Below are 13,246 nucleotides of genomic sequence, written 5' to 3'. Positions count from 1 at the left end.
GCGACCATGCTTTTTTTGAGCAGACGGTTTTCCAGTGTCAGATCGGCCACGCATTCCTTCAGGGCCCGGGCTTCGCGGCGCAGGTCCTGGACCTCTCCGGTGGTCGCGGCACGGGCGGTGTCGCCGGTCAGGCGGCGCTTGCCAGCTTCCATGAACTCCTTCGACCAGGTGTAATACAGGCTCTGGGCAATGCCTTCCTTGCGGCATAGCTCGGCGATGCTGTCTTCCCCGCGCAGGCCATCCAGCACGATGCGGATCTTGTCCTCGGCCGAAAAGTGGCGCCGGGTCTGTCGGCGGATATCCTTCACTACCCGCTCTGCCGGGGCCTTGGCGGGCGATTTTACATCGGAGGATCTGGGCTTCATCTTCGTTCCTTCGTCACTACGACGAAGCCCAGATCCTCCTTAAATCACAACCTCAAATCTGTGCCATTGGTGCTGACGGCGGACACGAACAACAGGGCAGTGACATCGGGCCAAGCTACCGATCCGCCATCTTCTATACCGACAAGCGTCAGATGGAGGTCGCCTTGGCAACGATCGAGGATATCGAGGCATCGGGTCGATGGCCGGGGCCGGTCTTATCCGAGATCAATCCCGAGGAGCCATTCTGGGAGGCAGAGCCGGAGCACCAGAACTACCTGGCTCGACATCCGAGGGGGTATAGCTGCCACTTCGCGCGTCCCACGTGGCGCCTCGACCGATCGCGCTGATGATGCGACCAAGCCACGACCTGCTGGCACATCACAGCGCCATTGAACGCGCCGCTGGCAAGTCGATGTTTGTTGAAGGAGGCTGCGACGGTGGAACCACCTATCACAACCGTCCCTGAGTTCGTCGTTGCCGGCATGTGGGGGCTAGTGTCTGGCAGCGGCTTGCTCTTGGGCGCGACCGTTGCAGACGCATTATCCGGCAAGCTCAGTCATCGGATGGTTTCCGCCATCATGGGGTTCGGGGGCGGTGTCTTGTTTGCCGTCATCGCCACCGAGCTTGTCGTTCGACCACATGCGGCCGGGGCAGCTACATGGCCGACCTTGGCCTTGCCAGCAGGTGCGGCGATCTTCAGCGGCATAAACTGGTACCTAGCCAGGCGCGGGGCCAGGGACAGAAAGCGTTGTGGCGAGTGCGTCGAGCAACCCAACGAAGCGGAGCATCATGGCAGTGGAGCTGCGATCGCCGTGGGCAGCGTACTCGACGGCATCCCTGAGGCCCTGGTAATCGGAATGTCGGTCGCCGGGGGCGGCGCGATCAGCCTGGCCGTGATCGTAGGCTTTTTTCTGGCTAACGTGCCCCAGGGCCTCTCGAGCACCTCAGGCATGAAACTGGCCGGTCGGTCTCGCACATACATCTACACGATATGGATCGGGATTCCGCTCATAATCGCGATCGCTGCAGGTGCCGGAAACTTCCTGCTCGGATCAGCATCGGCGCAGGAGCCTGCCATCCTCCTATTCGCGGCTGGTGCCGTACTGGCCATGCTCGCCGAAGCCATGATCCCGGAGGCCTTCGAAAATGCGCCTCCGTTCATCGGGCTGATTACGGTCCTCGGCTTCCTAGCCGCCTACTTGATCGCGCAGCATTGAGCCCGCACTTCCAGATCACCGGTGCGACCGTCATTCGCGGTCCTGCCCCCGCTCATGAAGCTCCGCGTCGACAGGACAATTGGTGCAACCTTCGTAGCAGCACAGGCGGCAGATGCGGTAGGAGTGCTCGAGGTTCTCCAAGCGGGCACGAAGGACGCGCTCGGCAATGTCGGCTAGGAACTTCATCTCGCCTTTGTTGAGGATCGACAGACCCTCTCCGATGACCTTATCTCGTGCGGACAGGACCGCAGCACTCGCCTCCTGACCGGCCGACGTCAGGTGCAGGGAACGGACGCGGCCGTCAGTCGAGGTCGCCCGGCTTTCGATCAGTCCTTCGGCAGTGAGGCGATCGGCAAGGCGGACCGTCCCTGCGTGCGACAAGCCCACGCCGACCGCCAGCATTCTTACCGAAAGCCCAGGCTGGTGCGCGAGCAGCGCTAGCGCTGACGCGGCTGGTCCTTCTTCCGGCGCCCGCGATGAACTAGCGCGAACGATGTCGTCGCTGATCATAAGTGCAAACGCCCCGAAAACGTTACGGTCTCGAGGTTCATCCATCCGTCCTGGTATATGTGCGCGACGCATAGACAGCAAGCTTCGGTGCGTATCGATCCGGCAGGTTGGAACAATGGGAAGTCGCGTGAAGTCAGTAGTTTAGGGCACCGCATCCGATTTTTCATCTGTCGTAGTTTGCGGCAAGCTGCCATGCCGCTCGATACGCTGCGGCTATGGCGGCTTGAGAGAAGCCCGGCCTCTTGCCCGCCTTAGGTTTATCGAGGACGCAGCGCTGGGGGCGAAAGCTTCAATCCGCAGTACTGGGATCACGATCGATCCGCGTGTCTAACGTCAACCGCATCATCGCGCCCAACGATGACCGTATCGACCTCAGAGAGGAACAGGCCGTGCGCGGCGACACCCGGAATGGCTGCGATCGCAAGCGCGGTCTGCTGCGGGTCTGTGATGACCCCGAAGGCCACATCTAGGATGTGATTGCCCTGATCTGTCAAAAGCGGATCGTCGTTCTGCAATCGGAGGGACACCGGAACGCCGAGGTCGGCAAGGCGCGCGCCAACGAACTCAGTGGCAAACGGGAAAACTTCGACGGGAAGCGGAAAGCGGCCGAGCTGCCTTACGACCTTGCTGGAGTCGACCACGGCTATGACGCGAGCAGATGCCGCAGCAACAACCTTTTCCCTCAGCAACGCGCCCCCACCGCCCTTGATTGCCTGCAGGCTGTGATCGATCTCGTCGGCGCCGTCGATCGTAAGGTCGACCGAGCTGAGACCTCCGGCGGCAACTAGCGGTACGGCCAGTTCGCGGGCCAGAACCTCGGTCATGCGCGAGGTGGGGACAGCCGTGATGCGGAGCCCGGCAGCAACTCGCTTTCCGAGATACTTCACCACGTAATTCGCCGTGCTGCCGCTCCCTAACCCGACAAGCATGCCATCCTGGATTTCATCGACCGCCCTTTTGGCTGCGAGTGCCTTTTCTGCTTCGAGGTCAGACACCTTTTCAATCCTCCATCCATTCCTTGGCTGTCCCGTTGCGCACTGCATGCTCCACGGGACGATGCCGAGCATCTGCCGGGAGTGACCAATCGCTCCTAGTCGCCTCGCCGTGTTGACCTGTTCGGAACCCACGCCTAGGTCTATGCGTCACGCATATATATAGCGTCGACTTGAGCGGCAATTTTCCTGCGAGCGGGCAGCGAGAGATACTCGTTCCCGGCGGAGATTTTTCGTCAACGGGAGGGAATGCGCATGACTGTCAGGGTTGCGATCAACGGTTTTGGGCGCATCGGCAGACTGACGTTGCGCTCGGTGGTCGAACTTCGCCGTCAAGATATCCAAGTCGTGGCGATCAACGATCTCGCACCGGTCAGCACCTTGGCTCACCTTCTTAAATACGACTCCGTCCACGGCCCCTTTCCAGGCGTAATCGACGTGGGCGCCGACTGGATCGATGTTGGCTACGGGAAAATCGCGGTCACCATGCAGCGCGACCCGGCGGACTTGCCTCATCAGAAGTGCGGCGTCGATATTGCAATGGAGTGCTCAGGCTTCTTCACTTCGAAAGACAAGGCCAGCGCACATCTCCGCGCCGGTGCGAAACGTGTACTCGTCTCAGCACCCAGCGAGGGAGCCGACAAGACAATCGTCTTCAAGGTCAATCATGCGACATTGACGCCCGAGGATGTAATCGTCTCGAACGGATCCTGCACGACCAACGTGCTCGCACCCGTGGCGAAAGTGTTGAACGATTTGTTCGGCATCGAGCGCGGCTACATGACGACGGTCCACGCCTATACCGGTGACCAACCGACGCTGGATGCCGTGCACACGGATCCTTATCGAGGGCGCGCAGCCGCTCTATCGATGATTCCGACATCGACGGGCGCGGCGAATGCAATCGGCCGCGTGTTGCCGGAGTTGAAGGGCAAGCTGCACGGATCCTCTATCCGTGTCCCCACACCCAATGTTTCGGTCATCGACCTAGCCGTATCCGCCATGCGCGACGTCACCGTGGAGGAGGTGAACGAAGCCATTCGTGTTGCCGCCGATGGATCAATGCAGGGTGTGCTCGCGGTCACAACCGAACCATTGGTGTCGATCGATCTGAGTCATCGGACCGAGTCGTCGATCGTCGCGCTGCCCCAGACCGACGTTGTCGATCGAAGACTGGTCCGGGTTCTCGCCTGGTATGACAACGAGTGGAGCTTTGCGACACGCATGGCCGATACCGCACTCGAGATGGCGAAATTCGGCAGCTGACTGCAACCGCGGAACTCCAAACCGAGCATTTGCGCGATTCTGGGCGCTGTTTGCGCCACCTACTCTCGCGCCCGTCAAGCACCATGCTGGAGGGAAGCGGCCACACGAGCAGCGCGACCAAGTTCCGATCGAACTCGACAGCGGGTTACGACAGGTGTATGCGTGGCGCATATACTAAGCCGGGTGGCGACGATGCCGGACGAGCCTTCAGATCGATTGATCAACGTCTTTGGCGCACTCGCTCAGGCCGTGTCCGATCGGGTGCGCATCGCCATAGCTGAGGCCTTTACCGCGGGTGGAGAAACCGCTGCTGCGCTGATCGCGATCGGTCACGAGCCGGGGATGTCGATCGATCAGATCAGCCGGATCCTTCGCCTGTCGCATGCCGGGACGGTTCGCGTTGTCGAGCGGCTGGATGATCAGGGCTTCGTAGGAAAGTCGCAGTCGCAAACTGACCGCCGCGTCGCCCGTATAACGCTGACGCGACGCGGACATGCCGAACGAACCAAACTCCTAAGCCTGAGAAATGCTGCGGTTTCCGGCTTTTTGGTCCGGATCTCTGCCGACGAGCGCGTAGCCTTGGAACGGATCGCCGACACCATTCTGACTTCCCTGTTGAATGATCCCCAGAGCGCGCTGTCTACGTGCCGCTTCTGCGATCAGGCACGGTGTCTTGGCTGCCCAATGGGCGCGCGGCGCTATTGAACCTTTCGTCTCTCCACCACCGACATAATCTTCATCGAGGAACTTCAGATGCCGCTTCTGAACCGCTATCGCTTTCACGTTGCTGAAGAAAACCGCAGAGATCTTGCGCTGCTGAGATGGGCTCTCGTCCTGGTTTTTCTGTGGTTCGGCGGCATGAAGTTTACCATGTATGAGGCCGACGGGATCGCTCCGTTCATAGGAAACAGCCCGCTTATGCGCTGGCTCGGCATGTTCGGAACGCAGGGGCAGAGCTACTTTGTCGGGATCATCGAGCTCTCGACGGCTGCGGCGCTGACCGTCGGTGCGTTTCGGCCCATCTTCTCAGCGCTGGGCGCCCTCATGTCGGTGTCCACCTACTTGATCACGCTAACTTTCTTTGTAACTACCCCGGGGGTTTCGGAGGCAAGCGCAGGAGGTTTCCCTGCCATATCGGCCGCACCGGGCCAGTTCCTGCTCAAGGACGCCGTTCTCCTCGCCGCGTCGCTTGTGCTGCTCTTCAATTCAGTCGAACGGCGAACCGCTCAGTTGGCGTAATCTCCTGCGTGCCGGGCCGAGCTTGCGAACCAAGGATGACACATCGCGGTGATCGACGGCTCTCGTCTCCTTCGAAGTCTAAGTGGCGCCTGGCAGCTCGATCGCGAAATCAGAGGTGCCGGCGCGCAGTTCCGCGGCAGGGCCGTCTTCGATCCTGAACCTGGTGACACTTTCATTTACCGAGAGTGCGGGACGCTTCTGCTGCGAGACGGGCGGGAGCTGTCGTCCTACCGGAGCTACACCTATCGTCCCTCCGAAAGGGGGTTCACGGTCGCGTTCGCGGACGGGCCGACCCGGGGCAATGTCTTTGTGCGGCTTATTTTCGACGCCGTGGACGATCAACAGCTCGTAGCTAACGATATCCACCGCTGCGGTGCCGACACTTACGAGGTTCGCTACATTCTCGGCCGGCCGGGTGCATTCGAGACCATCATCGACGTGGTGGGCCCGGCAAAAGCCTATCGCCTGCTCAGCAGTTACGTTCGCTAAAGATCGATGCGCCCGCCGCGCGTCAGCCTGCGGCGTCCGACCAAGCCAATCAGAATTGTGGCGGTCATAGTAAGGACGGCCGCGAAGCCACCTGGTGACAACGCGGGCACGGCTGACAGGATAAGACCATCATTCCCGCCGGGGATGAGAGAGATCCCAACCCCCATAAGAAAGCCGCCGATGAGGGTTCGAAGGAGATCAAGGACAGAAGGTTCCTGAAGGCCCATTTTGCCCTGCCCGGCAGAGGCGGCGAATGCGCCCATGACCGATGCAGCCACAGCCGGGAGTGCGACAACCCCGGTGCTCATGTCGCCGAGAAGAAGGCTGTGCTGCAGCAACTGAGCGAGCGTCCAGGACGGCGACAGTGCAAAAAGTGCCCCGCCGGTCGCTCCAAGGACCAACATCGATAATACCAGCGGCCATCTCCCCCTTGGTCGCGATGGCTCGCTGACCGCCAGGATGATCGACACCAGCGTCAGGATGATCAGAAAGCTCAAAAGGCAGACCGTACCCCACACGCTCGGCGCCGCGAGCAGGCTTGGCCACATTGCCCTACGATCGTGTCGCGCTTGGTCAATGAGCAGCATCCCGGCCGCGAGACCAAAGGGCAGAGCTAGAAGTCGTACCTCCCCATCCCCCAGACGAGCGAGCGATCCTAGCAGGCAGGTGTCGTTGACGAGAGCTCCCAAACCGAAGGCAACGGCACCCGCCAAGAGCGGAGCGTGGATACTCGATGCGGTGATTGATAGTCCATCTATCGCTGCAGCCCACGCGAGCGGCACGGCAACGAGACCTGCAGCTGCGGACGCTGAGACAAGCCCGACGAGGAGGCGAGGAGGCTGTCGTCTGACCAGCTCGTCAGCGGCGGCGACCAGGCACGTCCCTCCCTGGTTGGCGGCAAATCCGAAGCCGAAAGATAGCACGCACAGAGCGAAGTCGAGCCATGACTGCACCCTTGTTAAGCTCCGCCGTTCGGTCGGCGCTCAATCCAAGTTGGAAAGCCGCTCACCCGCTCAAGCGAAAAAGCGCCGGTCATGAGCTGGGGCCCGGGGATAGCATACTGCATGCGTCAGAGGTATATGCATGGCGCATAGACAACAATCCCATATCGCGGCTTATGCAGGGCGTGGCGGGTAGTTCCACCCGACGCGCGCGAGCTTGAGGACGACGTCTGCGTGTCAGCTACCATAGGGGCGGACGGAACGCCGCTACAAAGCTGCCGACGATAGCGGATCGACAAGCAATAAGAGCCATTGTATATGCGTGGCGCATATTAGTCGGGGCTTTCGATTGGCATCTCCTCGTTCCAAACGGATGCGATCTAGAATGCGTCGGGCAGGCCAAGACCTGTACCGCGAGGTGTCCGTGATCATGCGCCGGGCCGAGCTTCTACGGCGTATTCGTGCAGCCAGGCGGCAAGAGCCGGGCATGATGCAGTACTTGATGAAGCCTAGGTTTCTGATTGCTGAGAGCGCCAGCCGGGACCTAGCTCTACTGCGATGGGCGCTCGTCCTAGTATCGCTCTGGTCTGGCGCCATGAAGTTCACAGTGTATGACGCCAATAACATCGCCCCTCTGATTGCCGGAAGTCCGATCCTAAGCTGGCTGAGCATATTCGGGGTGCAGGGCGAGAGCAGCTTCATCGGTTTCATACAGCTTGCGACCGCATTCGCCCTAACTGCAGGAGCCTTCAGCGCTCTGTGCTCGGCGCTCGGAGCAGCCATGTCGATGTGCTTCTCCCTGATCACGCTCTCCCTCTTCGTTACCACCCCAGGAGTGGTGGAAAGTTCTGCGGGCGGCTTTCCGGCCATCTCGACAGTGCCCGGCCAGTTCCTGCTTAAGGACTTGGTGCTGATCGCAGCGTCACTCGTCCTCCTTCTGAACTCCATCCGTCAGCGACGGGGAGTGAGTCCAAGCTCCACTTAGACGTGGACGGCTAGATCCCGATCGCGACCTTGGGCGCCACCTGCGCCGTCACTTCAGTGTACAGTTCGGTCCCTGGCGCCGCGCGAATACTGGCGATAAGACTGTAACGCACCGCCTCGCCCACGTGACCTTGGGCGACATTCTCCCGCCACCAGCCGCCTGTCGGATAGACAATGATCGCGTCGCGGGCGGCAAGCTCCGTCGCGGTGCCTTCCCAGATATCCGCGTGCAGCGACCCTCTGTGTCGCAGTTGCGGACCCACAGCCCAGCCGGTGTCCGCGGCCGCCCGCCTCGGCGGCCGCGCACCCGCTTCCGAGGTCCTCCGCCGGAGGAAGGTGTCTAGCGAGTCATCCGCGTGCTTGAGATCGAAGCGCAGACCATGGCTTGCATAGACATGGCGCCGCGACAGCCCGCGCTCGCCTGGGTTTGGTTCAATGAAGTAGCTTAGCGTTACCCGAAGCTGGACAAGCGTCGCAGGATCAAGCGCCAATAGCGCTACGCGCGGCCATGGGAGCTGATGGACGGCTAACTCGTCGGTGACCGCCGTTCCTGCCTTCATCTTGAACGGCACGATCTCGTCTTCGCTGACGATGGCCACATCATGATCGAGGCTGCCAAGAGCGCGCACCAGAGACGGGACACCAAAGCCATAGCGCCGCACGAGCGCGGGCTTGCCGATTACGCCCTGATGCGCTCGCATAGCCGGTGTCCATTCCGCAGAATGAACGATCAGACCGCGGACAGTCTCGGGCCACAGGGCCGGCTTCTCCGCCATGATCTGCGCCGCCATCCGTGCAGCCAGCGCAGTTGCCGCACTGGTATCGCCCGTCGTCGTGAACGGCCGCTCCGCCATCGTCCGATACGTGGTCAGCAAGGCGAGATCATCGACATGGTCGCCCTGCCCCGTCGCCGGATCGTGTCCGATGTTCCCACCTTCGAAGACGACGTCGGGCTTAAGCGGCCATTCGCGGATCCAGCTGACAGAGGTTCGGCTGCGCGGCATGATGTCACCAGCTGCCCCAAGGGCGTTCCAGCCGGCATAGGTCGGATCGGAGATCAGCGTCCGTTCCGTGTACGCTCCGACCGTCAGCGCATTCCACGCCTGGGCCGGGCTTTCGATCGGCATCGTATCATTACGCGTGGGATAGTCCGCCGCGACGATCGCCTCGCGGATGTTGCCCGCGGCGACCGCGATGAAGCGCTGCACTTCGTCGCGGCCGAAGGTGATCGCGTCGAGCTTCGCCGACCAAGCCGACGGTCTGCCCCGACCGTGATCGCCCAAGCTGGTGACCGCGAGGCAAATAGCTCTTGGCCGGTTTGGTGCTGCTATCTCGGCCCGCGCGATCGCTTGGGCGGTGATTGCCCCATACAGATCGGGGTCATTGGCGCCATGGTCCGGCAGGATTTTGACGGACTCGAGCCGGTGCCGGACGATCACAGGCCCCGCCCCGTCGAGCACCTCCATGAGGTCGCCGTAGAGCAGTGTCCCCGACATCTGCGTGCCGTGACCGCCATGCCCCTGAGCGCTCACATCCTCGATATTCCAGGCAGCATCAAAGGCCTGCTGGTCGGCCGGAAGCAGGTAGGGTGCGATCAGGGGATGGCCGATCGTCGTCCCGGAATCGAGCAGGCAGACGGCGGGGACATCGCCGTCGAGCGGGACGAGCCGGTCCGCGAGGTCCGCGCTCCAGGTCCGTTGCTCGGCCCCATCCATCCCCATGTAGAGCGAGGGCGTATCGCGTGCGAGGCGGAGCTCGGCGACGCTGTCGGTGTTGGCGATCACTCGCCCGAGCTGTTCAGGCGTGCCCTTCGCGACGACCACATCACGCTCGGCGAATTCGAGACTATGTTCGCGCGTCGCCATGCCGAGCGCGTGCGCGGCCTTGTCGAACGATCCTTTCGTTCCCTTGCGGACCCAGACCTCCCACCAGGTCTCGACACCCGGCGCGGGGAAGAGATCCGCCTGATCGGTGTAGAAGGACCGGGCGACCGCCAGACGTGCGGTTTCGATCGACGCGACGAGACGCTGGTTCTTCGGCTTGCGGATCTCCTCGACTGAGCCATCGTCGAGGGTTTTCTGCCTGACCGTGTCATCGTCACGATAAGCCGCGACCTTCTTGAGGTAATAGTCCTTCTGCTTCTCGGGCACGAACACCGTCGCGGAGACAAGCCCCTCCTCGGCAGGGTGGACGTTCACCAGCTCGATGGGGAAGCGGCCACGCCGGTTCTCCAGCTTGTCGACGATGTCAGCTTGGCCCACTGGTAGCGTGAATTCGACGTAGAAGCCCTTTTCGCCGGCAGCCACATCGGCGTCGCGGTTCGCGAGGATCGTCTCGCCTTGCTGTACGATCTGCGTCAGGGCCTGGGTCAGGGCGTTCGCATGGGCGGCTCGATCGCGCTGCGGCGGTCCGCTGCCGCCGTCGCCGCCCGCCTGATAGGCCGTGTACCCCTGGCGCGCCCCCATTCCCTGCAAATAGATATGCGGATGCGGCCGCGCTTCCTCGTCTGCCATCGTTACCGTCGGGCCGCCGCCTTTCGCTCGGCGACCGCCGCGAGAAGATCTGAGGTCTCCACACGCTCACGCCCTGCGAGCAAGGTCCGCTTCGCCGACTCGTCCGCGATCCGGGCGAGGTCAGCCTGGCTCAGCCCGTCGACCTCCCTTGTCGCCTCCTCCCAGGACAGCGCGGCTGTGTCGAAGGTCGACAGCCGACCTTCAAGGATCGCCCGGGCCACCTGCGCGTCCGGCAGTGCATATTCGATCACGTCGTCAAAGCGCCTGAAGAGTGCGGGATCGAGCAGTTCGGGATGGTTGGTCGCCGCGACGATCAGGCCCTCGCTGTCGTCCTCTTCAAGGAACTGCAGGAAGGAGTTGAGCACGCGGCGGATCTCACCCACGTCGTTGCGTTCGCTGCGTCGGGCACCGATCGCGTCGAACTCATCGAAGAAGTAGACACCTCGGGTCTCGGTCATCGCCGAGAAGACCGCGCGAAGCTTCGAAGCGGTCTCGCCCATGAATTTGGTCAGCAGTCCGTCGAGGAGGACAGAGAACAAGGGCAGCTTGAGCTCGCCGGCGATGGCTGCAGCTGTCATCGTCTTGCCCGCTCCAGGCGGGCCGATGAGCAACAGCTTGCGGCGTGGCTGCAAGCCATGCTGGTGTAGCCGATGCGCCTGCCGCTGCTCAAGGATTACGCGCTGCAACCGATCGCGCAACTCCTCGGGGAGCACCATGCTCGAGAGACGCGTATCTACATATCTGGCAGCGACCAGGTTCGCCAACTCACCGCGCGGCTGCACCAGGGGGACGGCGCGCGTGCGCCCCTTTGTCTTACCGCGGGCGCGTGCATCATCGACCATCTCGCGCAGCTGCTGGGCGACCTTGCCGTGGCCGAGACGCGCTTCGTTGGCGGCCGCCTGCATCGCGACCGTCAGGAACTGCTCCTCATCGCCATCGATGTGACTTTGCAGCAGCGCGACAAGGTGGGTGGCCTTTGTCACCGCAGATCGCCTGTTCCATCGCTTCTCATGCACTCATCTCGCGCTGTCGGTTGTGGCAACGCTCGGAAGACGCGCTTTGATCGACTGCCCCCAAGTCGTTACCGTTCTATCGTCGTTCCTTCCTTGTGACAACGAAATCCGCAGCTGGGTCGCCGAGGCAGAGGCGCTGCTTCGATGGCCGTCCAAGGCACGATCTCCTATCATTCAAGCCGCTTTTTGAGCCGGCCGACGGGCTCCACGGTGGGCGCGAAGGCCGCAGCAGGTGCCGACACCGCGCGCCGAAAATGCGTCAGCGCCATTCTTCTGCGGCCCTTAGGCGATCGTAAGCGGCTCAAAATAGTTGCCGCAGCCGCTCAGGACGGCAAAGTCCGGATCATCAAATGTCACGATCCGTCGGATCATGTGCGGTGGTACCGGGGCGAGCGCGCGATCATGGGGAACGCCATCGTAGGACCGGCCCGCTCGCCAGGCACAAAACTGGCGCACGATGTGCGTTTCGTAGCCAAGACTGTCCTGGAAATAGGACATGGGGATTGCCGCTTCCACCACGCAAGGCAAACCCGTGGAGCGAAGGACCGGCCCGAGCCTGGCATCACGGTCGATCGCCGCATAGAGGGACTCGCCACCCCAAAAACGGAAGAAGTCCTCAACTCCGTCGTCGCTGCACGGCCGCGTGAAGAGGAACCAAATTCGTCCTGCTCGGGTCGGTGAGTGTGCCTGATGGCGAAGGCGGAATTGCGCGGCAATCTCGGGTGCGAACGCGCTCGCCGACACCGCCGCATCGATCCTTCTCATCAACCCGTCGACGCTTGGAAGATCCATTCCCGCTTCGAGGATGGCGGCCCGCTCATGAGGCATTAGACGGCTGCAATGCCAGGCCAAGATCTCGTGTGGTCGCAGCAGTTCTCCCAGTCGCTCGACCAAACGGTCATACTGAAATCCGGTGGCGAAGCGCTGCGTCGTCACCCAATCATCCAACAGATCGAGATGCTCGTCGAGGAAGGCGGTCACCGCCGGCGGCCAGCTTGCGGGGTGATCATAGTCAAGGAGCACGTTCCGCCCTCACAACTCAGCCAGCCGCAAAGATTTGGTCTGCAGGTCCAGACAGGGCGCAGCGGGCGATCACGGCTTTCGCGCCGCCTTGATCGCTTCCACCAGGCGATCCAGAGTGGCCCTCGCCGCCTGAATGCGATCGATCGCTAGGCCGAGCGGCTCGAGCGCAGCTTCCAAATCCTCCTCTTCAAACCCTGCGACTAGAGCTTTCTTGTCGACGGGAATCGTGAGTGCGACGTCGCCGGTCTTGGGATCAAAGAGGAAGCCTCGATCCACGAGCTCGTCGATCAAAGGACCTTGCGACCTCAACAGCGCCTTCCAGTCGCGATGGCCGAGGGCATCCGTGCTTGCTGAGAACCGGATACCAGCGCCAGCAAAGCCCGCGATCGTGCCAACCCACGTCTCAGGCTCGTGACCGTCCAGGCAGGCGACCGTGTCCAGCACGAAGGACAGATAGCAGTCATTTTCGTCCGATTGCGGCATGCGCCACTCCTCAGGCGCGAACCACTGCGTCTCGTCGAAGTCCGCCGGTGCCTCGCCCGCCCAGCCGAGCGCACGCCGCTTGTCGTCGATCAGCGCTGCGACGGCTTTTTCGAGCATGGGCTCCATCGTGCTGTTAGCGTATCGGAGCGCGGCCTCCAACTCATCGATATGGCTCACGATGACCGCGCCGACGGCGGGCTCCGGCATAATC

Annotated in this window: 15 protein-coding genes; 7 read left to right on the top strand and 8 right to left on the bottom strand. The window is 62.1% G+C overall.

All coding sequences use genetic code 11. The features are described from left to right. On the bottom strand, positions 1–365 hold a 365-nt coding region (locus tag CA237_RS15070; protein WP_164523889.1), incomplete at its 3' end, for a transposase. Here CA237_RS15070 and CA237_RS15065 point away from each other — a divergent pair. Together CA237_RS15065 and CA237_RS15060 are read left to right on the top strand one after the other, a co-directional pair. Next, on the top strand, positions 317–712 hold the full coding sequence (locus CA237_RS15065) for a peptide-methionine (S)-S-oxide reductase (RefSeq protein WP_346773501.1): 396 nt from the start codon (positions 317–319) through the stop codon (positions 710–712). The two genes, CA237_RS15070 and CA237_RS15065, sit on opposite strands and share 49 nt — an antisense overlap. Positions 713–802: 90 nt before the next feature. Then, complete coding sequence (locus CA237_RS15060; protein ID WP_126014557.1) at positions 803–1,582, top strand: ZIP family zinc transporter; 780 nt, start codon at positions 803–805, stop codon at positions 1,580–1,582. Between the two features lie 30 nt (positions 1,583–1,612). Here the strand turns inward: CA237_RS15060 and CA237_RS15055 are convergent, their stop codons facing one another. Then, positions 1,613–2,092: a MarR family transcriptional regulator gene (locus CA237_RS15055; protein ID WP_241215507.1), complete on the bottom strand. Its 480-nt coding sequence runs from the start codon at positions 2,090–2,092 to the stop codon at positions 1,613–1,615. A gap of 308 nt (positions 2,093–2,400) precedes the next feature. Beyond that, a complete protein-coding gene (gene rpiA / locus CA237_RS15050; RefSeq protein WP_126014553.1) occupies positions 2,401–3,087 on the bottom strand; it encodes a ribose-5-phosphate isomerase RpiA in 687 nt (228 codons plus the stop codon). A 252-nt stretch (positions 3,088–3,339) separates the two neighbouring features. On the opposite strand from rpiA, the gene gap reads away from it, so the two are divergent. The 4 genes from gap (at position 3,340) to CA237_RS15030 (ending at position 6,078) form a co-directional block, all read left to right on the top strand. Beyond that, positions 3,340–4,350, top strand: a complete 1,011-nt coding sequence (gene gap, locus CA237_RS15045; RefSeq protein ID WP_126014551.1) for a type I glyceraldehyde-3-phosphate dehydrogenase — start codon at positions 3,340–3,342, stop codon at positions 4,348–4,350. A gap of 192 nt (positions 4,351–4,542) precedes the next feature. After that, positions 4,543–5,055, top strand: coding sequence for a MarR family transcriptional regulator (locus CA237_RS15040; protein WP_126014563.1), 513 nt, complete (start codon positions 4,543–4,545; stop codon positions 5,053–5,055). Between the two features lie 48 nt (positions 5,056–5,103). Then, complete coding sequence (locus CA237_RS15035) at positions 5,104–5,589, top strand: DUF417 family protein (protein WP_126014549.1); 486 nt, start codon at positions 5,104–5,106, stop codon at positions 5,587–5,589. A 48-nt stretch (positions 5,590–5,637) separates the two neighbouring features. After that, positions 5,638–6,078: a DUF6314 family protein gene (locus CA237_RS15030; RefSeq protein WP_206432993.1), complete on the top strand. Its 441-nt coding sequence runs from the start codon at positions 5,638–5,640 to the stop codon at positions 6,076–6,078. Here CA237_RS15030 and CA237_RS15025 read toward each other — a convergent pair. Then, a complete protein-coding gene (locus tag CA237_RS15025; protein WP_241215508.1) occupies positions 6,075–7,001 on the bottom strand; it encodes a YeeE/YedE thiosulfate transporter family protein in 927 nt (308 codons plus the stop codon). The genes CA237_RS15030 and CA237_RS15025 overlap by 4 nt on opposite strands. A 508-nt stretch (positions 7,002–7,509) precedes the next feature. Here CA237_RS15025 and CA237_RS15020 point away from each other — a divergent pair. Beyond that, positions 7,510–8,004 (top strand): DUF417 family protein, encoded by a 495-nt coding sequence (locus CA237_RS15020; RefSeq protein WP_126014559.1) that lies wholly within the window; start codon positions 7,510–7,512, stop codon positions 8,002–8,004. Positions 8,005–8,014: 10 nt separating this feature from the next. Here the strand turns inward: CA237_RS15020 and CA237_RS15015 are convergent, their stop codons facing one another. The 4 genes from CA237_RS15015 to CA237_RS15000 all read right to left on the bottom strand — a co-directional run bounded on the left by CA237_RS15015 (position 8,015) and on the right by CA237_RS15000 (position 13,242). Then, positions 8,015–10,516, bottom strand: coding sequence for a S8 family peptidase (locus tag CA237_RS15015; RefSeq protein ID WP_126014545.1), 2,502 nt, complete (start codon positions 10,514–10,516; stop codon positions 8,015–8,017). 2 nt (positions 10,517–10,518) lie between these two features. Next, a complete protein-coding gene (locus CA237_RS15010) occupies positions 10,519–11,499 on the bottom strand; it encodes an ATP-binding protein (RefSeq protein ID WP_126014543.1) in 981 nt (326 codons plus the stop codon). 312 nt (positions 11,500–11,811) lie between these two features. Next, positions 11,812–12,552 (bottom strand): hypothetical protein, encoded by a 741-nt coding sequence (locus tag CA237_RS15005; RefSeq protein ID WP_126014541.1) that lies wholly within the window; start codon positions 12,550–12,552, stop codon positions 11,812–11,814. 69 nt (positions 12,553–12,621) lie between these two features. Beyond that, the gene (locus CA237_RS15000) at positions 12,622–13,242 is read right to left on the bottom strand and encodes a hypothetical protein (RefSeq protein WP_126014539.1); all 621 of its coding nucleotides are present in this window, start codon (positions 13,240–13,242) and stop codon (positions 12,622–12,624) included. Between the last annotated feature and the right edge of the window lie 4 nt (positions 13,243–13,246).

This window comes from Sphingomonas sp. ABOLH (assembly GCF_003951715.1).
Taxonomy (GTDB): Bacteria; Pseudomonadota; Alphaproteobacteria; order Sphingomonadales; family Sphingomonadaceae; genus Sphingomonas; species Sphingomonas hankookensis_A.
This window is presented reverse-complemented; position numbering and strand designations above follow the sequence as displayed.

Excerpts from the sequence above, each read along its gene's own strand:
- CA237_RS15055 (WP_241215507.1), bottom strand. The coding sequence starts at position 2,092 with ATGATCAGCGACGACATCGTTCGCGCTAGTTCATCGCGGGCGCCGGAA.
- gap (WP_126014551.1), top strand. The coding sequence starts at position 3,340 with ATGACTGTCAGGGTTGCGATCAACGGTTTTGGGCGCATCGGCAGACTG.
- CA237_RS15040 (WP_126014563.1), top strand. The coding sequence starts at position 4,543 with ATGCCGGACGAGCCTTCAGATCGATTGATCAACGTCTTTGGCGCACTC.
- CA237_RS15035 (WP_126014549.1), top strand. The coding sequence starts at position 5,104 with ATGCCGCTTCTGAACCGCTATCGCTTTCACGTTGCTGAAGAAAACCGC.
- CA237_RS15020 (WP_126014559.1), top strand. The coding sequence starts at position 7,510 with ATGCAGTACTTGATGAAGCCTAGGTTTCTGATTGCTGAGAGCGCCAGC.
- CA237_RS15015 (WP_126014545.1), bottom strand. The coding sequence starts at position 10,516 with ATGGCAGACGAGGAAGCGCGGCCGCATCCGCATATCTATTTGCAGGGA.
- CA237_RS15000 (WP_126014539.1), bottom strand. The coding sequence starts at position 13,242 with ATGCCGGAGCCCGCCGTCGGCGCGGTCATCGTGAGCCATATCGATGAG.